This window comes from Janthinobacterium rivuli, assembly GCF_009208735.1.
Lineage (GTDB): Bacteria > Pseudomonadota > Gammaproteobacteria > Burkholderiales > Burkholderiaceae_D > Janthinobacterium.
This window is the reverse complement of sequence record NZ_WFLJ01000014.1, coordinates 164,037-187,593: the sequence shown is the minus strand read 5'-3', so window position 1 is coordinate 187,593 and position 23,557 is coordinate 164,037. Positions and strand designations below refer to the sequence as shown.

At 64.9% G+C, this 23,557-nt stretch carries 19 protein-coding genes; 14 read left to right on the top strand and 5 right to left on the bottom strand.

Going from position 1 to position 23,557, the window contains the following annotated elements:
• Positions 1-614: IS1595 family transposase (locus GCN78_RS19645; protein ID WP_152253195.1), on the top strand; the 614-nt coding region annotated here is incomplete at its 5' end.
• A gap of 59 nt (positions 615-673) precedes the next feature.
• On the opposite strand, the gene argH is transcribed toward GCN78_RS19645, so the two are convergent.
• Positions 674-2,071 (bottom strand): argininosuccinate lyase, encoded by a 1,398-nt coding sequence (gene argH, locus GCN78_RS19640; protein ID WP_152253194.1) that lies wholly within the window; start codon positions 2,069-2,071, stop codon positions 674-676.
• A gap of 266 nt (positions 2,072-2,337) precedes the next feature.
• On the opposite strand from argH, the gene GCN78_RS19635 reads away from it, so the two are divergent.
• The 3 genes from GCN78_RS19635 (at position 2,338) to GCN78_RS19625 (ending at position 4,256) form a co-directional block, all read left to right on the top strand.
• Positions 2,338-2,535, top strand: coding sequence for a hypothetical protein (locus GCN78_RS19635; RefSeq protein WP_131685576.1), 198 nt, complete (start codon positions 2,338-2,340; stop codon positions 2,533-2,535).
• A gap of 349 nt (positions 2,536-2,884) precedes the next feature.
• The gene (locus GCN78_RS19630; RefSeq protein ID WP_152253193.1) at positions 2,885-3,835 is read left to right on the top strand and encodes a GSU2403 family nucleotidyltransferase fold protein; all 951 of its coding nucleotides are present in this window, start codon (positions 2,885-2,887) and stop codon (positions 3,833-3,835) included.
• Between the two features lie 223 nt (positions 3,836-4,058).
• Positions 4,059-4,256, top strand: a complete 198-nt coding sequence (locus GCN78_RS19625) for a hypothetical protein (protein WP_152253192.1) — start codon at positions 4,059-4,061, stop codon at positions 4,254-4,256.
• Between the two features lie 61 nt (positions 4,257-4,317).
• Here the strand turns inward: GCN78_RS19625 and GCN78_RS19620 are convergent, their stop codons facing one another.
• Together GCN78_RS19620 and GCN78_RS19615 are read right to left on the bottom strand one after the other, a co-directional pair.
• Positions 4,318-5,706: a YfcC family protein gene (locus GCN78_RS19620; protein WP_152253191.1), complete on the bottom strand. Its 1,389-nt coding sequence runs from the start codon at positions 5,704-5,706 to the stop codon at positions 4,318-4,320.
• Between the two features lie 18 nt (positions 5,707-5,724).
• The gene (locus GCN78_RS19615) at positions 5,725-6,861 is read right to left on the bottom strand and encodes a succinylglutamate desuccinylase/aspartoacylase family protein (RefSeq protein WP_152253190.1); all 1,137 of its coding nucleotides are present in this window, start codon (positions 6,859-6,861) and stop codon (positions 5,725-5,727) included.
• A 201-nt stretch (positions 6,862-7,062) separates the two neighbouring features.
• On the opposite strand from GCN78_RS19615, the gene GCN78_RS19610 reads away from it, so the two are divergent.
• The 3 genes from GCN78_RS19610 to GCN78_RS19600 all read left to right on the top strand — a co-directional run bounded on the left by GCN78_RS19610 (position 7,063) and on the right by GCN78_RS19600 (position 12,284).
• Complete coding sequence (locus tag GCN78_RS19610; protein ID WP_152253189.1) at positions 7,063-8,061, top strand: MurR/RpiR family transcriptional regulator; 999 nt, start codon at positions 7,063-7,065, stop codon at positions 8,059-8,061.
• A 34-nt stretch (positions 8,062-8,095) separates the two neighbouring features.
• Positions 8,096-10,885 carry a TonB-dependent receptor gene (locus tag GCN78_RS19605; protein WP_152253188.1) on the top strand — a complete coding sequence of 930 codons (2,790 nt, stop codon included), beginning with the start codon at positions 8,096-8,098 and terminating at the stop codon, positions 10,883-10,885.
• 145 nt (positions 10,886-11,030) lie between these two features.
• Complete coding sequence (locus GCN78_RS19600) at positions 11,031-12,284, top strand: cyanophycinase (RefSeq protein ID WP_152253187.1); 1,254 nt, start codon at positions 11,031-11,033, stop codon at positions 12,282-12,284.
• On the opposite strand, the gene GCN78_RS19595 is transcribed toward GCN78_RS19600, so the two are convergent.
• Positions 12,275-13,471 (bottom strand): DUF418 domain-containing protein, encoded by a 1,197-nt coding sequence (locus tag GCN78_RS19595; RefSeq protein WP_226939730.1) that lies wholly within the window; start codon positions 13,469-13,471, stop codon positions 12,275-12,277. The two genes, GCN78_RS19600 and GCN78_RS19595, sit on opposite strands and share 10 nt — an antisense overlap.
• Before the next feature lie 8 nt (positions 13,472-13,479).
• Positions 13,480-14,082, bottom strand: a complete 603-nt coding sequence (locus tag GCN78_RS19590; protein ID WP_152253185.1) for a TetR/AcrR family transcriptional regulator — start codon at positions 14,080-14,082, stop codon at positions 13,480-13,482.
• 212 nt (positions 14,083-14,294) lie between these two features.
• On the opposite strand from GCN78_RS19590, the gene GCN78_RS19585 reads away from it, so the two are divergent.
• The 7 genes from GCN78_RS19585 (at position 14,295) to GCN78_RS19555 (ending at position 23,550) form a co-directional block, all read left to right on the top strand.
• Entirely contained in the window at positions 14,295-15,734 is a 1,440-nt protein-coding gene (locus GCN78_RS19585; protein WP_152253184.1) for an IgA Peptidase M64, read from the top strand.
• 432 nt (positions 15,735-16,166) lie between these two features.
• On the top strand, positions 16,167-16,352 hold the full coding sequence (locus GCN78_RS19580; RefSeq protein WP_152253183.1) for a hypothetical protein: 186 nt from the start codon (positions 16,167-16,169) through the stop codon (positions 16,350-16,352).
• Positions 16,349-17,134 carry an enoyl-ACP reductase FabI gene (fabI, locus tag GCN78_RS19575; RefSeq protein WP_152253182.1) on the top strand — a complete coding sequence of 262 codons (786 nt, stop codon included), beginning with the start codon at positions 16,349-16,351 and terminating at the stop codon, positions 17,132-17,134. Before GCN78_RS19580 ends, fabI begins: the two co-directional genes overlap by 4 nt.
• A 10-nt stretch (positions 17,135-17,144) precedes the next feature.
• The gene (locus GCN78_RS19570) at positions 17,145-18,584 is read left to right on the top strand and encodes an efflux transporter outer membrane subunit (RefSeq protein WP_413465221.1); all 1,440 of its coding nucleotides are present in this window, start codon (positions 17,145-17,147) and stop codon (positions 18,582-18,584) included.
• A gap of 18 nt (positions 18,585-18,602) precedes the next feature.
• Positions 18,603-19,676, top strand: a complete 1,074-nt coding sequence (locus GCN78_RS19565; RefSeq protein ID WP_152253180.1) for an HlyD family secretion protein — start codon at positions 18,603-18,605, stop codon at positions 19,674-19,676.
• Positions 19,677-19,678: 2 nt separating this feature from the next.
• Entirely contained in the window at positions 19,679-22,426 is a 2,748-nt protein-coding gene (gene rbbA / locus GCN78_RS19560) for a ribosome-associated ATPase/putative transporter RbbA (protein WP_152253179.1), read from the top strand.
• On the top strand, positions 22,426-23,550 hold the full coding sequence (locus GCN78_RS19555) for an ABC transporter permease (protein ID WP_034746452.1): 1,125 nt from the start codon (positions 22,426-22,428) through the stop codon (positions 23,548-23,550). Before rbbA ends, GCN78_RS19555 begins: the two co-directional genes overlap by 1 nt.
• Positions 23,551-23,557: the final 7 nt, after the last annotated feature.

The window sequence follows — 23,557 nt, the reverse complement described above, 5'->3', positions numbered from 1 at the left end:
TACACCGCAACACCACGTTTCGCTGGCGCCACCGATTTTTATCGTTGGCAAAAACGGACCGGCCGCATGGCCTGCATGGCATCGCCGAGGCCGACGAGTTATATGTGCTGGAATCGGAAAAGGGATCGAGGCAGATGACGCGTCCGGCCCGCCGCCGCGGCGGCCATGCGCAACGGCGCGGCATATCCAACGAGCAAGTCTGCATCCTGGTGGCGCGCGACCGCACGGGCCAGACCCTCGATTTCGTCACCGGCAAAGGCGCGCTGACGAAGGCGCAGCTGCACCGCTGTTTGTTGCCTGTCATCGACAAGGATATCCTGCTGGTCACGGATGGCCATGCCGCCTACCGGGCGTTTGCCAGCGAGGCGGGCCTCAGCCACCAGGCCGTCAACTTGCGCGCCGGCATCCGCGTGCGCGGCGCCGCCCACGTGCAGAACGTCAATGCGTATCACAGCCGCCTGCGCGAATGGTTAAGGCCGTTTCACGGCGTGGCGACGCGCTACCTGCCAAACTACCTGGGATGGCGCTGGATACTCGACGCCAGACGCATCCGCTCACCCGAAACGTTATTGAAAGCAACGCTGGGAGCGTTCCCACATTTGACGGTGACATAGCCAATGAAAAGCGCCCCGCTGCATCGCTGCAGCGGGGCGCTTGAGCGCGCAAGCGCGGTTTATTTTTCCAGCTGCGTGCGCACGCGGGCGATCGCGGCGCGTACCTGGCGCGGCGCGGTGCCACCCACGTGGTCGCGCGCGGCAACGGAGCCTTCCAGGGTCAGCACGGCAAACACGTCTTCTTCCGTCAGCGGGGAAAACGCGCGCAGCTGCTCGAGCGACAGGTCGGCCAGGTCGCAGCCGGCGTCGACGCAGGCGCGCACGGCCAGGGCCACCGCTTCATGGGCGTCGCGGAATGGCAAGCCCTTCTTGACCAGGTAGTCGGCCAGATCGGTCGCCGTGGCATACCCCTGCAGGGCGGCCGCGCGCATCGCTTCCGGTTTGACCGTGATGCCGCCGGCCATGTCGGCGAAGATGCGCAGGGTGTCGATGACGGTGTCGACGGTGTCGAACAGCGGTTCCTTGTCTTCCTGGTTGTCCTTGTTGTAGGCCAGCGGCTGGCCTTTCATCAGGGTCAACAGGCCAATCAGGTGGCCATACACGCGGCCCGTCTTGCCACGCGCCAGTTCCGGCACATCCGGGTTTTTCTTTTGCGGCATGATCGACGAGCCGGTGCAGAAGCGGTCGGCGATGTCGATGAAGCCGATGCGTGGGCTCATCCAGATCACCAGTTCTTCGGCCATGCGCGACACGTGCATCATCAGCACGGCGGAGGCGGCGCAAAATTCGATGGCGAAGTCGCGGTCCGAGACGGCGTCGAGCGAGTTGTGGCACACGTCGTCGAAGCCCAGGGTCTTGGCCACGCGCAGGCGGTCGATGGGGAAGGTGGTGCCGGCCAGGGCGGCGGCGCCCAGCGGCAGGCGGTTGACACGCTTGCGGCAGTCGGCCATGCGCTCGGCGTCGCGGCCGAACATTTCGACATACGCCAGCATGTGGTGGCCAAAGGTGATCGGCTGGGCCACCTGCATGTGGGTAAAGCCCGGCATGATGGTGTCGGCATGCTGCTCGGCCAGATCCGTCAGCGCGCTGCGCAACGTCGCCAGCAGCGTGGTGATATCGTCGATGGCGGAGCGCACATACAGGCGGATATCGGTGGCTACCTGGTCGTTGCGCGAACGGCCCGTGTGCAAGCGCTTGCCCGCATCGCCGACCAATTCGGTCAGGCGTTTTTCGATATTCAGGTGGACATCTTCCAGGTCCAGCAGCCATTCGAACTGGCCGGCGGCGATTTCCTGCGAGATTTGCGCCATGCCGCGCTGGATTTCCGCGTAGTCGGCCGGGCTGATGATGGCTTGCGCATGCAGCATTTCCGCATGGGCCAGCGAACCTTCGATGTCGAACAGCGCCAGGCGCTTGTCAAAAAATACAGAAGCTGTGTAGCGCTTGACGAGGTCCGAGACCGGTTCGGAAAACCGGGCCGACCAGGCTTCGCCCTTTTTGGAGAATTGATCAGTCATGAAAGAAGTCCTTTAGTGTACGGCGATTATAAACAAGGTTGGCCGGCGGTAGGGCTTTTAGGGCCTGGCAGGGCGCTGAAATGGCCGGGAATGGGGCTGGCAAGCGTCAAATGCCACGGCGCGGGCCGTATTGCGCGTTCCATCCGGTTTTTTTGTATTCTGTCCCGCGAATCGTGCGTTTGGTCGCAATCCGATGGCAGTTCAGGGGGGATCGGCCTACAGTTCCATCATCGCAGCAGACAACCAGCCACCCAAAGGACACCATCATGAACATCGCTAAAAACATGGAAGCCATCTTCGTCGCCATCATCGCCATCGCCGCCGCCACCAGCCTGGCCACCGCCGCCGTGCCGAAGTTCCGCGCCGCGCCGGCCCCCATCCTTGCCAGCGCCGATCAAGCCACCATGCACACCGTGTACGTCAGCGCCAAGCGCCTGAGCGCCGAAGAAAAAGCCGCCCTGTAAGCGCGGCCATGCAGTGCCTGCAGTATCAGTAAGCCATATCAGCACCATCATCTCCAGCAATACAGCATCATCGCCAGTCAGGACCGGTGGCATCCCCGGTCCTTGCCAGCCCAGCTGACAGCAAGGTCAATGCAGCGTCAGCTGACCGACCACCAGCGCGGTTCGGCGGCAGGGGCATCCCGTCGGCATCCGTGCCGCGTTCAATCAACCATTGCTTGTGTCTTGGTGGACGTGTTCTTTTCAAGCTGCAAAAAAATTCCCAGCCCCCGTTAATTAATTGTAAGTAATTGATTTTTATATTTTTTCGGCATAAAATTAAAAAACAAATAAATATACCGAGGAGTCTTCCATGCGAGAGCGGCCTGCCGACGCCACGCGACAATATATTGATGCAGTCGCCACTTTTGAGGCCTATGAAGATGCGCTTGCCGAGGCCGCTAAAGTGCGAGGGGGGATGTATTGGCATAAAGGACCTGTCTCGGCGCCTGACGATGCCTATCTGGTGCGTACCAGTGCTTCCGGCAGTGAGAAGAGTCTGGGGCGGCGCTCGCCGGAAACGGAAGCAATGTACGCCAGTTTCCGGCAGAGAAAGGAAATGGCTGCCGCCCGGCGAGATGGTCTGAAGGCCTCATTGCTCAAGCAGAAGCGCATGAACCGTGCACTTCGCGTTGGACGCGTCGCGCCGATTATTGTGGATATTTTGAACCGCCTGGCGGCTACCAGGCTCGGTGAGCACTTTCGTGTGGTTGGTACGCACGCGCTGTATGCCTATGAATCGGCTGCCGGCATGACCTTTGAGGACGATGCGGTAGCAACACGCGACATTGATCTGCTGTGGGATGTACGAAAACGCGTCGCATTCGCTACCGCCTTGAGCAAGGTTGACGTTTCCATGTTGGGCGTGCTTCAGAAAGTGGACCCGACCTTCCGAATCCGGGATTCGCAGAAATATACCGCCGTCAATAAAGATGGATTCGAGGTTGATATTATCCGCCGCGTGCAGGTCGGTGATGATCCGCATCCCATTCGCTTGAGTGATAAGGACGACGATTTCTGGGTGGCGCAAGCACCGCGTGCCCAGGAGTTGCTCGATTCAGCGCAATTCTCGGCGGTCATCGTCGCCACCAATGGCGCCATGGCCAGAATGAATACGCTGGAGCCGATGGCCTTTGTCCGTTTCAAGCAATGGATGAGTGCATTGCCCGAGCGCGATCCGCTCAAGCGTCGCCGCGATGCACTGCAGGCGAGGGCGGTCGAGGATGTTGTGCAAGAGTATCTACCGCAGTGGGTCCAGAACTGAGTCGGCAGTGTCTGCGCGCAGTGGGGCTGGGCGCCTGGCACCGACGCTGATATCGATGTCGATGCTGCTTCTTGCGTTTGCCGCGACTGCGGCGTTTCGTCGCGTCCGTTTGTATTCTGTCCCGCCGATTGGGCACTCTGTCGCAATCCGGTGGAGATGGCGGTTCGATGCGCCTACAGTTCCATCATCGCAGCAGACAACCAGCCACCCAAAGGACACCATCATGAACATCGCTAAAAACATGGAAGCCATCTTCGTCGCCATCATCGCCGTCGCCGCCGCCACCAGCCTGGCCACCGCCGCCGTGCCGAAATTCCGCGCCGCGCCGGCACCCATCCTTGCCAGCGCCGATCAAGCCACCATGCACACCGTGTACGTCAGCGCCAAGCGCCTGAGCGCGGAAGAAAAAGCCGCGCTGTAAGCGTGGCGCAATGCCCGATTTGTCGGCCTGCCATCGGCATGGGCCAATCGCGCGCTGCGTTTTACTGCCAGTGCATCAGGCAGGGCGGAATCAGGAGCAGCAGCGCCAGCACCAGGTAGATCAGCTGCAGCGGGATCATCCACTTGGCCCACGTAATCCAGGGCACGCGCGCCAGTGCCAGCACGCCGACGGTGATGCCGGAGGTGGGGATCATCGGGGTGGTGAATTCGCCGAACTGGAAGGCCAGGATGGCGGTCTGGCGCGTCACGCCCACCAGGTCGGCCAGCGGCGCCATGATCGGCATGGTGAGAGCCGCCTGGCCGCTGCCGGAATGGATGAAGAAGTTGATCACCGACTGCATGAAGAACATCTTTTGCGCGGCAAAGACGGGGCTTGACGACGCCACCAGGGGCGTCAATGCATGCAGCATGGTGTCGATGATCTGCGCGTCGCGCGCCAGGATCATGGTGCCGCGCGCCAGCGCGATGACGAGTGCCACGCTGACCATGTCGCGCGCGCCCTGCACGAAGGATGCCACCAGGCTGTCCATGTCGAGCCGGCCCACCAGGCCGACGACGATGGCCATCACCAGGAACAGGGCGGCGATTTCATCGATGAACCAGTCGTACTTGACGACGCCGACGACCATCGTCAGCAAGGTCGCCATGAAAATCCACAGCACCGCGCGGTGCGTGCGCGTCATGCCGGCAAAGCTGTCCAGGTCCATCGAATGCTCGCTGCGCTTTTCGATGTCGAGCAGGTAGGTCGGGCTTTTTTCCGGATGGCGCTTGATGCGCGCCGCATACCACATCAAAAATACGATGCTGACGGCCGTGGCGATGGCCCACACGATCAGGCGGTAGCCGATGCCGGAAAAGATCGGCACGCCGGCGATGCCCTGCGCGATGCCGACGTTGAACGGATTTAAAAAGGCGGCGGAAAAGCCCACCTGCGAGCCGATGAAGGGAATCGATACGCCCGTGATGGTGTCATAGCCCAGGGCCAGGGCCAGCGGCACGAAGATCAGGATGAAGGGAATGGCTTCCTCGTTCATGCCGAAGGTGGCGCCGCCGAGCGAGAACATGGTGAAGAAGACGGGAATGATGGCGGCGCGCACGAAGCGCGAACTGGTGTGCGCCTTGGCGATGGCCTTGATCAGCGAATCGAAGGCTTCGGTTTTTTGCAGCACGGCGAAGGCGCCGCCGACGATCAGCACGAAGCCGATGATCAGGCTGGCGTCGACGAAGCCCTTGATGGGCGCCATCATCAGCGCGGCCAGGCCCTGCGGCTTGTTGTCGACATAGTGAAACGTGCCGGGGATGATCAGCTGCTTGCCGTTCACCAGCTGCGTGTCGAATTTCCCGCCCGGCACCAGCCAGGTGGCCAAGGCGATCATGGCCAGGATGGCGCACAGCAGGACGAAGGTATTGGGGAGCTTGAATTTTCTCATGGCGCTTTTTTGTGGCATTTATTGGCTCAGCAGGCTGCCGCCGCGGAAGGCGACGGCGCCGGCGACCTTGCCCACGTTCATGCCGCGCAGGACGTGGCGGTGCGCGCTGCGCGCAAAAAAGACGCCGGCGACGCTGCAGCGCAAGGTCGTCGTCTCGCCGCTGACGGGGTCGATCAGGTCGGCCACCGCGTCGCCGGCGGCCAGCACCTCGCCCATTTCGCGCAGGTAGACCAGTACGCCGTGATGCGGCGCGAGGATCGGTTCCACGCCGGCCAGCGGCGTCGGCGCGCATTGCGGCGCGGGCAGGTCGTCGCCGGCGCCGGGGATGTCCAGCATGCCCTCGATGGCGAGAAAACGCAGCAGGGCTGCAGCGTCGCGTTCGGCCAGGGCGTAGCTCACTTCCACTTCGCCGCGCAATTCGACGGTGGTCGACAGGCAGGCGGCGGGAATCGGATAGCGGCCGCCGAAGTGCGCGTCGAGATCCCACCACAATCGACTGCAGGCTTCGTCGAACGGCTCTTCGCCGGCCGCCAGCTCCAGCAGCACGGCGCGCGCGCCCAGCAGCGCGGACAGCGGCGCGATCTGCGCGGCCAGCGGCGTGCCCGTATAAATGTGCAGGGCCGCCTCGTTATCGCAATGCAGGTCGAGTACGATGTCGGCGTCGATGGCCATGCCCAGCAGGGTTTTCTTCAGCGCCTCCGCATCCGTGCCCGGCCGCCAGGCGGCGACGGCGGCGCGCGCATGCTCGCGTATCAGCGCCACGTTGACTTGCGCATCCTGTCCCAGCTGGCCGTCGAGCGTGGTTTTCAGTTCATCGGCCACGTGGCGGTAGGCGCGGTTGAAGTTGATGCCGGTGGTCAGGTCGAAGCGGCCGAACGGCGCGCCATGGATGGCTTGCGCCAGGCCGATCGGATTGGCGGCCGGCACCAGGATGATTTCGCCGTGCACCTTGCCCGCCGCCTCCAGCGCCAGCAGTTCGCGGCGCAGGAACTGCGACACCAGCATGCCCGGCACCTCGTCCGCATGCAGCGCCGCCTGGATATACACCTTCTTGCCGCTGCGGCTATTGGCCGCCGCACCGCCAAAGTGGAAGCTGCTCAATTGGCACGCGACGCTGGCGTGCGCGGTGGAGATGGGATGCTGTTGTACTTGCATGGTGAATTCGCCCCAAAACGGGGCGCGGTTGATGGATTTCGGTCGATTATGTAGCATTATTTTCACGAAGTAAATCAATGAAAATCCTTTTACAAATATTTGTTGAGTTTTCTTTTTGATATGAGTAAAGTGGTTTCCAGCGACCCGTTTTCGCCTCTTTTTCGTCATCCGCCATGCACAAGAACACAGGCCGCCAGTGATATGAAATCATCCGCCAGTCCTGCACGCAGCAGCCTCCACGCGCCACGCGTTGGCACGCTGTCGGCGCCCGATGCCGCGTTCGCGCAATCGCCGCTGGGGCAGGCGCTGATGCACGTGCTGGCCAGCGGCTCGGCGTCGCAGCGGCAGATCGCCGATTACCTGCTGCGCAACCAGATGCGGGTGACGGCGCTGGGCATCGAGGAACTGGCCGACAGCTGCCAGGTATCGACGGCCACCATCAGCCGCTTCGCGCGCGACATCGGCCAGAAGAATTATTCGGCCATGCGCGGCGCCATGGCTGAAACCCTGCAATCGCTGTTGCAGCCCGTCGATAAATTGCGCCGCACGATAGAGCGGCGCGCGCGCGCCACCTCGCCCGTCACGGAAAGCCTGGAATATGCGGCCGCGAACATCGCCGCCACGTCTGATGCCCTGTCGCCGCACGCCATGCAGGCCGTGGTGCGCCGCCTGACGCGCGCCAAGGTGGTGTATGTGATGGGCTTTGGCCTGTCGGCCAACCTGGCCGGCATGCTGGTGCAGCATCTGCAGCCGTTTTGCCCGCACGTGGTGGAAGTGGTGGGCATCGGCGGTTCGGAAGTGGCGGCCGGCCACCTGGTCAACCTGACGGCGCAGGACGTGCTGGTGGTGATCTCGTTCCCCCGTTACACGCTCGACTGCATTGGCCTGGCCAGCTTCGCGCGCGACCGCGGCGCCTGCATCGTGGCGCTCACCGACGCGCCCGCGTCCCCCCTGGCCGAACTGGCCGATCACGCGCTGTATGCGCAAAGCACGCATCCCGTCCTGCCCAGCAGCGCCAGCACGGCGCTGGCCATGATCGAGGCGCTGGCCGTGGCGCTGATGGTGTCGAACAAGAAGAACGTTGAAAAAGCGGCCCGCCTGAGCGAAGTCATCGCCGCCTATCTGTACGGCGGCGAGCATGGCGTGCAGGTCGCCCGGAAAACAGCGGTAAAGCAGCGCAAGGCAGTACAAAAATCATGATAAAAATCAGACATACACCATCGGGAGAGATGCAATGCACATGAAAAGTCAGGTGGGCCGTTCCGTATTGCCACGCGAGTCGGCGCTGGCGCATGCCGTGCGCCTGGCGCTGGGGGCCTTGGGCCTGTCGGCGACGCTGGGCATGCTGGCCGGCGCCGCGCAGGCGCAGGAACAGGATGGAGAACCCGCGCCGAAAAAAATGCAGCGTGTGGAAATCACGGGCTCGGCCATCAAGCGGCTGGAATCGGAGACGGCGCTGCCGGTGCAGATCATCACGCGCGCCGAGATCGACAAGGCCGGCGTGACGACGGCGGCCGAGCTGATGGCGCGCGTATCGGCCAACGTGGGCGGCTTGACGGACGGCGCCAGCATCAATATCGGCGGCGACCAGCGCGGCTTCAACAGCGCCAACCTGCGCGGCGTGGGCACGTCGTCGACCCTGGTGCTGCTCAATGGCCGGCGCATGGCCAACTTTGCCTCGCCTGGCGACGATGCCGGCGTGGACCTGAATAACATTCCCGCCGCCGCCCTGCAGCGCGTGGAAGTGCTGCTCGACGGCGCCTCGGCCCTGTACGGCACGGACGCCATCGGCGGCGTGATCAATTTCATCACGCGCAAGGATTACCAGGGCGTGGAGCTGAACGCCTACGGCAGCGGCACCCAGGAAGGCGGCGCCGGCAAGCGCACGGCCAGCATCACGGCCGGCACGGGCGACCTGGAGGCGGATGGCTACAATATCTTTGCCGTGGTCGATGTACAAAAGACGGACCGCCTCAGCTCCTCGCAGCGCAAATTCATTCCGAACCTGCAGGTGCCGCAGCGCCTGGGGCATTTGCTGTCGAGTTTTACCAGCCCGGCGAATATCCGCCTCAGCGGCGCCCAGCGCACGCATTTGCAGGACAACGATTTCCAGCTCAACGGCCAGCCCATCACCAACCGGCAGATCAATCTGTCGATCCCGAACTGTTCGCCGCCGGCCAATCTGTACCTGCCGGCGGGAACGGGCGGCGTCGATGCCTGTACCTACGATTACATGGGCGACACGGAGCTGTATCCGAAGACGGACAAGCAGAACCTGCTGACGCGCGGCGTGCTGAAGCTGAACAACGACCACCAGCTGTATGCGGAGGTGGCGCTGAGCCGCTCGCGCAGCTATTACGTGGGTTCGTCGGCGCGCGTGATCGGCTATCTCGATTACAGCAAGGTGCCGCAGCTGGCCAATGCCGGCTTCGATACGGCGCTTGACGAGGATGGCGAACCGGTGGGACGCGAGCTGGAACTGCGCATGCGCCTGAACGAGGCGGGCATGCGCACCAGCGAGCTGACCAGCGAGAGCCAGCGCTTCGTGGTCGGCGCCACCGGCACGCTCGCCGGCTGGGATTACGACGTGGGCCTGAACCACAGCGTCAATGTGGTCAAGGACAAGGATACCCATGGCTATGTCCTGTACGACAAGCTGTTGGAAGGTATCGCCGATGGTCGCATCAATCCCTTCGGACCATCGGGAGTGGAAGGCAAGGCGCTGCTCGACAGCATCCAGGTCAATGACGAAGTACGGCATGCACGCGGCACCATGGACTCGCTCGACTTCAAGGCGTCGCGCGCCCTGATGGCGTTGGGCGGCGGCGACCTGGCGCTGGCCGTGGGCGGCGAAGTGCGCCGCGAGCGCACCGAGTTCCGTCCATCGGCGTTGCTGATGAGCGACAACATCAACAACGACGCGGCGCCCGAAGGCGGCGTGGCCACCAGCGACAGCCGCAAGGTGCAAGCCATCTACAGCGAATTGCTGCTGCCGTTTACCAAGCAGTGGCAGGCGCAGTTGTCCGGCCGCTACGACCATTACCAGCAGGTAGGCGGCGCCCTCAGTCCGAAGATCGGACTGAGCTACATGCCCAGCAAGCAGGTGCTGCTGCGGGCTTCCGCCGGCAAGGGCTTTCGCGCGCCATCGATGTCGGACCTGCACCGGCCCACCGCCTACAGCAGTACGGCGACCTTGCCGGATCCCGTGTATTGCGCGAGCGAGAACAATGATTACTCCGTCTGCGCCGACAACTGGGACACGCGCCGCTATAGCAACGACAAGCTGAAACCGGAGCGCAGCCGCCAGTTCACGGCCGGTGTGGTGCTCGAACCGAGCCAGCACTGGACCTTGAGTGCCGACTACTGGAACATCAAGCGCACGGATCTGATCAGCGAAATCGGCGACGACATCATCCTCGGCAACCTGGCCAAGTATGGCGACCTCGTGCATCGCAACAAGGACAATGAAATCGACTATATCGAGCTGCGCAAGGAGAACCGCGGCGCGCAAAAGGCCGCTGGCATCGACATCACGGCCGACCTGCATGGGGTGAAAACGGCATGGGGGCGTTTCGGCGGCCACCTGAGCGGTACCTATGTGCTCGATTCAACCATCCAGACCAGTCCCGGCGACGTCTTTATCAGCAATCTGAACAAGTTCGTCACGGATGGCGTGGTGCAGCGCTGGCGCCACACGATCACGCTGGACTGGGACCATGGCCCGTATTCGGCCAGCCTGTCGAACACCTATTCGAGCGGCTACGATGACCAGAACTCGGCCATCAACACGGACGACGGCAGCGTGGTCAAAGCGAACCGGGTGAAGGCGTATACCTTGTGGGACATGTCGGGCGCGTATGCCGTCAGCAAGCAGTTCAAGCTGCGCGCGGGCATCCAGAATCTGTTCAATACCAGTCCGCCGTACTCGAACCAGGCCTACTATTTCCTCTCCGGCTATGACCCGACCTACGCGGACCCGCGCGGCAGGCGCTTCTATGCCAGCGCCAATTACAGCTTCAAGTAAACATGGAGATAGCGCAACAACGCTGTCATATGCAGCAAGTAGTATCGTAGTTCGGGGCAGTAGGGTTGCAAGCAGCAGTTTTGGCAGCAAGGGCGCGCGCCGGTATCAGCCGGCGTGCGCCACTTTCCTTGTATTGAGAGGCACCATGAAATCATCCGCAAGCCTGTATCACACCTTCCGCGCCGCGCTGCTGTTCGCGCTGGCATTGTGCAGCGTCCATGCCGTGGCGGCGCCCGGCGGCAGTGCCATCGGCAGCGCGCCGCAGGGCACCCTCGTCATCATCGGCGGCGGCCTGCGCGCCGACAATGCCGAAGTCTGGCAGCGCATCGTCAAGTTGTCGGGCGGGCCAGGCGCGCGCATCGCCGTGCTGGCCTCGGCCGCGATGAACCCGGAAAAATCGGGCGAAAGCATCATCAAGAAGCTGAACCAGTATGGCGCCGACGCCTTTTTCGTGCCGCTGGCCGTCAAGCTGGCCAATCGCGATTACCGCAAGGCGGCCGAAGACCCGGCCATCGTCACGCAGATCAAGTCGGCCAGCGGCATCTATTTTGCCGGCGGCGACCAGGGACGCATCACGCAAGCGTTGCTGCGCCCGGACGGCAGCCGCACGGCCGCGCTGGAAGCCATCTGGTCGGTCTACCGCAACGGCGGCGTGATCGCCGGTTCCAGCGCCGGCGCGGCCATCATGAGCACCACCATGTTCTACGACGCCAAGCCCGTGCTCGACATGCTCAAGATGGGCGTGACGGACGGGCGCGAGATCGCGCCGGGCCTGGGCTTCATTGGCAGCGACGTCTTCGTCGACCAGCATCTGCTGGTGCGCGGCCGCTTTGCGCGCATGATTCCCGTGATGCTGAAAAAAGGCTATCACCTGGGACTGGGCATCGATGAAAACAGCGCCATGGTGGTCGATGCCATGCGCGACGTGGAAGTCATCGGCTACAGCGGCGCCTTGCTGATCGACCTGTCGGGCGCCATCAGCGACCGCGGCGTGAAAAATTTCAATATCAGCAATGCCGCCATCAGCTACCTGGACCGGGGCGACAAGTTCAACCTCGTCACGCGCGTCTTCACGCCGTCGCCGGACAAGGCCGACAACAAGCTCGATCCGAACCAGCCCGACATGCGCGAGCCCGTGTTTACCAACGATATCCTCGGCAATAACGCCGTGCTCGACCTGATGGGCAACCTGATCGACAACGCCCAGCAGGAAGCCATCGGCATCGCCTTCGGCAACCCGCGCGATCCGTATCCGGACCTGGGCTTCGAGTTCCGCTTCAGTAAAACGGTCAACAGCGTCGGCTACAGCTCGACCGAGGCGGAAGCGTATTCGGTGCTGAAGCTGCGTCTCGACATCCGCCCGATCCAGCTGCGCCAGCCCCTGTACCGCTACAAGTAAGCGCCGCGCCGCCAGCGCGGCCACGCGGCGATCGTCAAGGCCCTGAGCAGCCACTCGACAGGGCCATACGCGTGGCCGCGCAGCCACCGGCGGCTCAGTGGCAGCTGCACGCAAAAGATGACGACGGCCAGCGCCAGGGCCCCCAGCGGCGAGACGCTGCCCATCAGCCGCGCGCCATACGCGAGGAACAGCCAGGCGCAGATGGCCGACTGCAGCAGGTAGTTCGACAGGGCCATGCGGCCCGTGTCGGCCAGCAGCGCAAACAGCGTGCCGTCGCGCAGGCGCTCGAACAGGGCCAGCGCCAGCGCCAGGTAGGCGCCCGCCAGCAGCGGCGCGCTCGCCAGGCCCACGGCCAGTCCCGCCGCCTGCCATGCCTGGCTGTCCGCATACACGGAGGTCCACGCATAGAAGGCGGCGCCGGGCAATCCCGCCAGCGCGCCGGCCCGCAGCAGGCGGCGCCGCAGCGCCAGATAGTCGGCCGCGTGCAGCAGCATTTCGCGCTTGCCGGCGGCCAGACCGCACAGGAACATGGCCAGCGCGCACGGCGCCTGCACCAGCAGCAGGACGATCCAGATGTCGCTCAGTTCGCGCAGATGCTGGGTCATCACGGCGGCCGGCGTGGCGCGATAGGCGGCCAGCGCGCTTGCCGCCTTCTGCGCCATCGCCACGGCGTTGTCCGCGGCGTCGCCCGCCGGCTGCAGGCTTTGCAGCCAGGCCATGCCTGCCCAGAATGCCGCGCAGACGGTGACGAGCATCAGCGCCAGGAACAGTGCCTGGCGTTCGCCGCAGCGGTGCAGCGCCAGCAGCACGATACCCAGCAGAGCGTAAGTGGTGAGTATGTCGCCGTGAAACAGGAACACGGCATGCAGGGCGCCGATCAGCCACAGGCCCGCCTGCCGGCGCAGCATGCGCGGCACGAAGGGCGCGTCGGCGCGCGCCGCCGCCTGCATCTGCAGGGTGAAGCTGTAGCCGAACAGGAAGGAAAACAGCAGGTAGAACTTGGTCTCGAACAGCAGGGCGACGAGGAAGTGCGTGGCGCGGTCCACGCCGCCGTGAAAGGCGGGATCGGTCAAGCCCAGGCCAAACCAGGGCGTGGCGAAGGCGCCGATGTTGACGACCAAAATGCCGAACAGGGCGCAGCCGCGCAGGGCGTCGACGTCGGCGATGCGCGTGGGCCGGGTTTGCATGGCGCCGCTCATGCCACGGCAGGGCGCAGGAAGCGCGCCAATAGCAGGTGCAGGCTGGCCCGCTGCGCCAGCGGCGCATAATCGGGATCGACGGCCACCCGGTTGAAAATGCCGTCGATCAGCGCGGCGAGCCAGCTGGCCGTTTGCGCGGCGTCCAGCGCGGCGTCGACCTGGCCCTGCGCGGCCGCTTCTTCCAGCAAGGAGCGCAGGCCGCCGCGCAGCCCGGCGTCATTGCGCGCCACCCTGGCCGCGATGTCCGCGTCGCGCATCGCCTCGGCGGAAATTTCCAGCGCCAGCCCCGCAAAATCCCCGTCGGCCGCCAGCGCCAGCACCAGGTCCATGAAGTCGAGCAGGGCGCCGTAGGCATCGGCGCTGCCTCGCACGCCGGCGAAATAGGCGGCCGTCTCGCCGCCTTCCTGGTCGACGATGGCGGCGATGATGGCTTGCTTGGTGGGGAAGTAGTGAAACAGGTTGCCGGGACTCATGCCCGCTTGCGCGCAGATGGCGGCGGTGCTGGTCTGGTGAAAGCCCTTGTGCGCAAAGCAGCTGCGCGCGGCGGCGAGGATGGCGTCGCGTCGCGCCGCGTGTTTGCCGGGATCGATGGTGCGCATGGGGGGCTGTTCCTTTAATTAATCGACTAATCAGTCTAATATAAATCGATAGCCTCGCCTGGTCAAGCGTAGCGTGTGAAATGGACGCTTTGCACGCCCGCTTCCTCTCGCTACAATGTGCCGCAGCGGTTTTTTCCGCGCCGGACGGCAGGCCCGCCGATTGTTTGGAAAACCGATCCCTTCACCTGTTTTTCTACCGTTTTAGGAATGACATGCAGCAGACCCCGATTCGATCCCTCCTCTGCGCGCTGGCGCTGGCCGCCGGCATCGTCCCTGCCGCGCAGGCGGCCACTGCGCCGCCGGCCACCATGCGCCTCGATTACCAGCACAGCGGCAATGCGCTGGGCGAGCATTATGCGGTCGAGCGCGTGCTGGTCGAGCCGCTGCCATGGCCGGGCAACCCGGCGCGTCCCATCGACGACAGCAACCGTGGCAACAACCTGCTGGAAGTGGTCGACATCAAATCGGGCAAGGTGCTGTACTCGCGCGGCTTTTCCACCATCTTCGGCGAGTGGGCCAGCACCGATGAAGCGAAAACCACCACGCGCGCCTTCCAGGAATCCGTGCGCTTTCCGCAGCCCGAGCACCCCGTGCGCGTGCGCATCCTCAAGCGCGACGAGCGCGGCCTGTTTTCCATCGTGTGGAGCACCGATGTCGACCCGGCGGCGCAGGACGTGATCCGCAAGCAGCCGCCGGCACCCGTCAAGCCGATCCCGATCCGTGTCGAAGGCCCCTCGTCCGAGAAGGTCGACCTGCTGATCATGGGCGATGGCTATACGGCGGCCGAAATGGGCAAGTTCGAAGCGACGGCGCGCAAACTGGCCGAGCACCTGTTTACGGTGTCGCCGTTCCGCGAACGGGCCAAGGACTTCAATGTGTGGGCCATGGCCGCGCCGACGCAGGAGTCGGGCGTGTCGCGTCCCTCGACGGGCGTGCATCACGCCTCGCCCTTGGGCACGCGCTACGACATCTTCGGCAGCGAGCGCTATGTGCTGACGACGGACAACCGCGCCTTGCGCGACCTGGCGCAATACGCGCCGTATGAATTCATCGAAATCCTTGTCAATAACGATACCTACGGCGGCGGCGGCATCTTCGGCCAGTTCAGCACGGCGGCGGCGAACAACGACTGGGCCAATTACCTGTTCGTGCATGAATTCGGCCACCATTTCGCCGGCCTGGCCGACGAGTACTACACCTCGCCCGTGGCCTACCAGTCGAATGGCGAACGCCAGGAACCGTGGGAGCCGAACGCCACGGCGCTGCGCGACCCGGCCAGGCTGAAATGGAAAAACCACGTGAAAGCCGGCACGCCGTTGCCCACGCCATGGCCGAAGGAGGCATACGACAGCCATGCGCGCGAGTACCAGAAGCAGCGCGCGGCCCTGCGCGCGGCCAACCGCCCGGAAAGCGAGATGAGCGCCTTGTTCAAGGCCGACCTGGCGTACACGCAGCAACTGTTCTCGAAGGCGCCGCAGCGCCATGCGGTGGGCGCCTTCGAGGGCGCGAACTACGAGTCGTCCGGCTACTACCGGCCGGAGATGCAATGCATCATGTTCGACCGCAGCGAGACGTTCTGCTCCGTATGCCAGGATGGCATCAGCACCATCATCGACCTGTATTCGCGTCCCGCCGCGGCGCCGGGAAAGTAAGCCTGTTCTGCGCAGTCCGGCAAGGCATGGTGGGCCATGTTGCAACGCAATAGCATGGCCCCCTTTCCCTATCCTCTCCCTCGTCTCCCTCGTCTCCCTTCCCCCGCCGTCCAGCGCTGCTTGTTTTCAGGCAATGGGCATCCGCGCCGGCATGCTCCCTTTGCGTCAGCCCGGCAGTGTTATCAAATAAGCACGCCAGCACGCTTGCCTGAAAAATATTTCATTTAGATAATATTGAGGTAAAATTTGATTTACATCAATGTTGCATTGCCGCATTCGGACTTATAGTTGACCTAGCTCAAAACGATAGGCATGCGGACCCGGACTCATCGCGAATCACGTATCTAAATGCTGTAGAGTAATTTCGCCCCGTACCAGTTCCCCGAAAATGCACTGGTGCGTGCCTCGAATTTCAGTGACGGAAGCCGATTCATGAAGATGCAGACCCTCGCGCCTGACGCGTGCAGTACCTTACACCCCCACACTCCCATCGCCTTGCCGCATGCGCGCGCCGGCGGCGTCACCCTGGCCATGTGCGCCGCCGCCATGCGCGCCAGCGCGGTGCGATCCGTGCATGCGGCCACGCCGTGGCCCGCCCTGCGTCCAGTCCAGGCATGACGGCCGACGTGCGCCAGCCCTTGCCTTTGCAGGGCAAGCGGGGCCTGGTGGTGGGCATCGCCAACACGCAAAGCATCGCCTGGGGCTGCGCCAGCGCACTGCGCGCGGCCGGCGCCGACCTGGCCGTGACCTGGCTCAATGACAAGGCCAGGCCGCACGTGGAGCCGCTGGCGCAGCAAGTGCAGGCGGCCATCGTGGCGCCGCTCGACGTGTCCGTGCCGGGCCAGCTCGAAGCGCTGTTCGCGCAGATCGAACGGCAGTGGGGGCGGCTCGATTTCGTCGTCCACTCCATCGCCTATGCGCCGAAACAGGACTTGCATGGCCGCGTGACGGACAGCTCCGCCGACGGCTTCGCGCAGGCGATGGATATCTCCTGCCACTCCTTCATGCGCATGGCGAAGCTGGCCGAACCGCTGATGCCGGATGGCGGCAGCTTGATGACCATGAGTTATCTGGGCGCCGAGGAAGTCATCGCCGACTACGGCCTGATGGGCCCCGTGAAGGCGGCGCTGGAAGCGTCGGTGCGCTACCTGGCCGCCGAACTGGGTCCGCAAGGCATCCGCGTCAATGCCATCTCGCCGGGCCCACTGGAGACGCGGGCCGCTTCCGGCATCGCCCATTTCGACCGCCTGATGGCCGACGCCATCGCACGCTCGCCCATGCGGCGCCTGGCCACCATCGAGGACGTGGGCGCGCTGTGCGCCTTCCTCGCCGGCGACGGCGCGCGCGCCATCACGGGCGGCACCCTGTATGTCGATGGCGGCTACAACATTCTGAATTGACTGGACGATGATGACCATGGCTGTTTCCCTTCTATCCCCGCGCGCCAGGGTGGCCGCCCTGGCCGCCAGCCTGCTGCTGGCCGGCTGCGCCTCGATGGCGCCGCCGTATGCGCCGCCGCCGCTGCCCGTGGCGGCACAGTATCCGGAAGCCGATCCGGCCGGCGCAAGCGCGCCCGACGTCGCCTGGCAAGCCTACTTTGCCGATCCGCGCCTGCAGGCGCTCATTGCGCAGGCGCTGGCGGGCAACCGCGACATCCGCATCGCCGCGCTGCGCGTGGAAGAGGCGCGCGCCGCGTATGGCATCCAGCGCGCGGAGCAGTTTCCCACCATCGCGCTGGGCGCCTCCGGCAGCCGCGCGCGCGTGCCCGGCGACCTGAGCGTGACGGGCCGCCCCATGACGAGCGCGCAGTACCAGGCGGGCTTGAACGTGAGCGCCTGGGAACTCGATTTCTGGGGCCGCGTGCGCAGCCTGAAGGACAGCGCGCTGCAAACCCTGTTGGCCAGCGACGAGGCGCGCCGCGCCGTCGGCGTGGCCCTGGTGGCCCAGGTGGCCAATGGCTACCTGGGCTTGCGCGAACTCGATGAACGGGTGGAACTGGCGCGCGCCACCGTCGACAGCCGCGCCGAATCGCTGCGCATCTTCACGCGCCGCTTCGAGGTCGGGTCGATTTCCAAGCTGGACCTGACGCAGGTGGAAACCCTGCTCAGCCAGGCCTTGTCGCTGTCGGCCCAGCTGGAACAGGCGCGCGCCGTGCAGGCGCACGCGCTGGCGCAACTGGTGGGCGGCCCCGTCGACCTGACGCCTGATACGCGTCGCTTCGACGACGCCAGCGTGCTGCAGCCGCTGCATGCGGGCCTGCCCTCGGCCTTGCTCACGCAGCGTCCCGACCTGGTCGCGGCCGAACATCAGCTGCGCGCCGCGCAAGCCAATGTCGGCGCCGCGCGCGCCGCCTTCTTCCCGACGATTTCCTTGACGGCGGCCTACGGCACGGCCAGCGCGGAATTGAGCGGCTTGTTCGATTCAGGCAGCGGCGCGTGGAATTTCGCGCCGCGCCTGGTGCTGCCGATCTTTGACGCGGGCCGCATCCGCGCCAATATGGACCTGGCCGAGGTGCGCCGCGACGTGGCCGTGGCCAATTACGAAAAGAGCGTGCAGGGCGCCTTCCGCGACGTGGCCGACGCGCTGTCGAACCGGCGCTGGCTGGCGCTGCAAGTCGATATCGGCAAGACGACCCTGGCCGCGCAGAGCGAACGCGCGCGCCTGGCCAAGCTGCGCTACGACAATGGCGCCGCGCCCTACCTGGAAGTGCTCGACGCGCAGCGCGACCTGCTGACGGTGGAGCAGCAACTGGTGCAGACGCGCCGCGCGCTGCTGTCCAGCCAGGTCAGCCTGTATGCGGCGCTGGGCGGTGGCGCGCCAGCCGCTTCCGCCGCCGCTTCCACCCACTAATTTGATCGCCCCGATACCATGAATGCTCAACTGAAGAAAAAACTCATCCCCGCGGCGCTGGTCGTGGCCGTTCTCGTGCTGGGCTATGCGGCCTGGCAAAAAATGCGCCCCACGGGTCCGGGCGAAGGTTTTGTCAGCGGCAATGGCCGCATCGAAGCGACGGAAATCGATGTCGCCACCAAGCTGGCCGGCCGGGTCAAGGAAATCCTCGTGCGCGAGGGCGACTTCGTCAAGGCAGGCCAGCCGCTGGCCACCATGCAGGTCGATTCCCTAGTGGCCCAGCGCGACGAGGCGCGCGCGCGCCAGCAGCAGGCGTCCGACGCCGTGGTCGGCGCGCAGGCGCAGGTGGCCGTGCGCGAGAGCGACAAGGCGGCCGCGCTGGCCATGGTGGCGCAGCGCGAAAGCGAACTCGATGCGGCCAGGCGCCGCCTGGCCCGTTCCGAAACCCTGTCGAAAGAGGGCGCTTCCTCGGTGCAGGAACTCGACGACGACCGCGCCCGCGTGCGCAGCGTGGCCGCGGCCCTGAATGCGGCCAAGGCGCAGGTGACGGCGGCGCAGGCGGCCATTGACGCGGCCAAGGCGCAGGTGGTTGGCTCGCGCTCCGCCGTCGTCGCCGCCGAGGCGACCACGGCGCGCATCGATTCCGACCTGGCCGATGGCCAGCTTGCGGCGCCGCGCGACGGCCGCGTGCAATACCTGGTGGCGCAGCAGGGTGAAGTGCTGGCCGGCGGCGGCAAGGTCCTCAACCTGGTCGACCTGTCGGACGTCTACATGACCTTCTTCCTGCCCGAGACGGCGGCCGGCAAGGTGGCGATGGGCGGCGAAGTGCGCATCATCCTCGACGCGGCGCCCAATTACGTGATTCCGGCAACGATCTCATTTGTCGCCGCCAGCGCGCAGTTCACGCCGAAGACGGTGGAAACGGCCAGCGAGCGCCAGAAGCTGATGTTCCGTGTGAAGGCGCAGATCAGCCGCGAGCTGCTGCAAAAGCACCTGGCGCTGGTGAAAGTGGGCTTGCCCGGCGTGGCCTGGGTGCGTCTCGATGCGAAGCAGGCATGGCCCGCTGAACTGACGACGAAGGTTCCGCAGTGACCATGGATGTGAACAATTTCGTCGTCAGCATCCGGGGCGTCAGCCAGCATTACGGCAAGACGGTGGCGCTCGACGGCATCGACCTCGACGTGCCGGCGGGCTGCATGGTGGGCTTGATCGGCCCCGATGGCGTGGGCAAATCGAGTCTGCTGTCGCTGGTGGCCGGCGCGCGCGCCGTGCAGCAGGGCAGCGTGATGGCGCTGGGCGGCGACATGCGCGATGCGCGCCACCGCGACGACGTCTGTCCCCGTATCGCCTACATGCCGCAAGGCCTGGGCAAGAATCTGTATCCGACCCTGTCGGTCGAGGAAAACCTGCAGTTCTTCGCGCGCCTGTTCGGCCATGACGCGGCCGAGCGCCGGCGCCGCATCGACCAGCTGACCCGCAGCACGGGTTTGCAACCGTTCCTGGCGCGCCCGGCGGGCAAGCTGTCGGGCGGCATGAAGCAGAAGCTGGGCCTGTGCTGCGCGCTGATCCACGATCCCGACCTGCTCATTCTCGATGAGCCGACCACCGGCGTCGATCCGCTGGCGCGCGCCCAGTTCTGGGACCTGATCGCCGGCATCCGCGTGCAGCGTCCGCAAATGAGCGTGATGGTGGCCACCGCCTACATGGACGAGGCGCAGCGCTTCGATTGGCTGGTGGCCATGGATGACGGCAAGGTGCGGGGTACGGGCTCGCCGGCCGAACTGCTGGCGCGCACGGACAGCGCCAACCTGGAAGCGGCTTTCATCAAGCTGCTGCCCGACGCCAAGCGCGCCGGTCACCAGCCCGTCGTCATCACGCCGCTGGACGCGGCCAGCGCGCAGGACGTCGCCATCGAGGCGCAAGACCTGACCATGCGCTTCGGCGACTTCACGGCCGTCGACCATGTGAATTTCCGCATCGGCCGCGGCGAGATCTTCGGCTTTCTCGGCTCGAACGGTTGCGGCAAGTCGACCACCATGAAGATGCTCACGGGCTTGCTGCCGGCCACGGAAGGCAAGGCCTGGCTGTTCGGCAAGGAGGTCGATTCCAACGATATCGACACGCGCCGCAGGGTCGGTTACATGTCGCAGGCATTCTCTCTGTACAGCGAACTGACGGTGCGCCAGAACCTGGTGCTGCACGCGCGCCTGTTCCACGTGCCGGAAGCGGAAATCGCCGCCCGCATCGACGAAATGGCGCAGCGCTTCGACTTGCGCGCCGTGATGGACGACCTGCCAGACAGCCTGCCGCTGGGCATACGCCAGCGCCTGTCGCTGGCCGTGGCCATGGTGCACAAGCCGGAAATGCTGATCCTCGACGAGCCCACGTCCGGCGTCGACCCCATCGCGCGCGACAATTTCTGGCGCCTGATGATCGAGCTGGCGCGGCGCGACCGCGTCACCATCTTCATTTCCACCCACTTCATGAACGAGGCCGAGCGCTGCGACCGCATCTCGCTGATGCATGCCGGTAAAGTGCTGGTCAGCGATGCGCCGGCCGAACTGGTGCGCAAGAAGGGCGCGCCATCGCTGGAAGCGGCCTTCATCGCCTACCTGGAAGAGGCGGGCGGCGGCACGGCGCCGGCGGCAGTGCAGGAAACGCCGGCGCCCGCGCAGCAAGCGGCGGTGCAGGCACCAGCGCCGCAGCACCGGCGCAGCCGTTTCAGCCTGGGGCGCATGCTCAGCTACATGTGGCGCGAAACGCTGGAACTGCGCCGCGATCCCGTGCGCCTGACCCTGGCGCTGGGCGGCTCCGTGCTGCTGCTGTTCGTCATCGGCTTTGGCATCAGCCTGGACGTCGAAGACTTGAGTTATGCGGTGCTCGACCACGACCAGACCACCCTGAGCCAGAATTACACGAACAACCTGGCCGGCTCGCGCTACTTCGTCGAACGCCCGCCCCTGCGCGACTATGCCGATATCGACAAGCGCATGCGCAGCGGCGAACTGTCGCTGGCCATCGAGATTCCGCCCGGCTTTGCGCGCGACGTGCAGCGCGGCGCGCCAGCCCAGGTGGGCGCGTGGATCGACGGCGCCATGCCGATGCGCGCCGAAACCGTGCAGGGCTACGTGCAGGGCATGCACCAGCTGTGGCTGGCCGACCAGGCCTTGCACCGCTATGGCATCACGCTGAGCAACCCGGTCGCCATCCAGACGCGCTACCGCTACAACCCCGACGTGAAAAGCCTGCCGGCCATGGTGCCGGCCGTGATTCCCCTGCTGCTGCTGATGCTGCCGGCCATGCTGGCGGCGCTGTCCGTGGTGCGTGAAAAGGAACTGGGCTCCATCATCAATCTGTACGTGACGCCCGTCACGCGCCTCGAATTCTTGCTCGGCAAGCAGGTGCCGTACGTGCTGCTGGCCATGCTCAATTTCATCCTCATGGCGCTGCTGGCGGTGACGGCCTTCGGCGTGCCGATCAAGGGCAGCCTGCCGACCCTGATCGGCGCCACCTTCATCTACAATATCTGCGCCACCGGCATCGGCCTGTTCGCCTCGACGTTTACGCGCAGCCAGATCGCGGCCCTGTTCGTGACCATGATCGGCACCATGATCCCGGCCATCCAGTTTTCCGGCCTGCTCAATCCCGTCTCGTCGATGGAAGGCGTGGGCAAGGCCATCGGCCTGATGTACCCGGCCACGCACATGCTCAATATCAGCCGGGGCGTGTTCAACAAGGCGCTGGGGTTCGGCGACCTGCACGCCTCGTTCTGGCCATTGATCCTCGCCATTCCCGTGATCCTCGGCGTGACGGTGGCGCTGCTGAAGAAACAGGAGAGCTGATGCGCCACCTTGAAAACATCTACCGCCTGGGCGTGAAGGAAATCTGGAGCCTGATCCGCGATCCCATGATGCTGATCCTGATCCTCTACACGTTTACACTTGCCATCTACGTGGCCGCCACGGCCAAGCCGGAAACCCTGCACATGGCCTCGATCGCCATCGTCGACGAGGATGGCTCGCCCCTGTCCGGGCGCATCGCCTCGGCCTTCTTCCCGCCGCAGTTCACGCCGCCGGCCATGATCAACCAGAGCCAGGTCGATGCGGGCCTGGACGCGGGCCAGTACACCTTCGTGCTGACGATCCCGCCCAAGCTGCAGGCCGACGTGCTGGGCGGACGCCAGGCGGAGCTGCAGCTGAACGTCGACGCCACGCGCATGAGCCAGGCCTTCAGCGGCAGCGGCTACATCCAGCAGATCGTCGCCGGTGAAATCTCCGAATTCGCCAAGCGCTATCGGGGCGCGACGGTCTCGCCGGTGGAGCTGGTGATGCGCGCGCGCTTCAACCCGTCGCTGAGCCAGGCGTGGTTTGGCTCGCTGATGGAACTCATCAACCAGGTGACCATGCTGTCGATCATCCTCACGGGCGCGGCCCTGATCCGCGAGCGCGAACACGGCACCATCGAGCATTTGCTGGTGATGCCCGTGACGCCGGCCGAGATCATGCTGGGCAAGGTCTGGTCGATGGGCCTGGTGGTGCTGCTGGCCGCCGCCCTGTCGCTGAACCTGGTGGTGCGCGGCATGCTGCACGTGCCCATCGAAGGCTCGATCGCGCTGTTCCTGTGCGGCGCTGCGCTGCACCTGTTCGCCACCACGTCGATGGGCATTTTCCTCGCCACCGTGGCGCGCAGCATGCCGCAGTTCGGCATGCTGCTGATTCTCGTGCTGCTGCCGCTGCAGATGCTCTCGGGCGGCAGCACGCCGCGCGAAAGCATGCCCGAGCTGGTGCAGAACATCATGCTGATCGCGCCGACCACGCATTTCGTCGAATTGAGCCAGGCGATCCTGTACCGGGGCGCCGGCATCGACGTGGTGTGGAAACCGTTCCTGGCCCTGCTGGCCATCGGCACGGCCCTGTTTACCTTCGCGCTGGCGCGCTTTCGCAAGACCATCAGCCAGATGGCGTAGCCCCCGC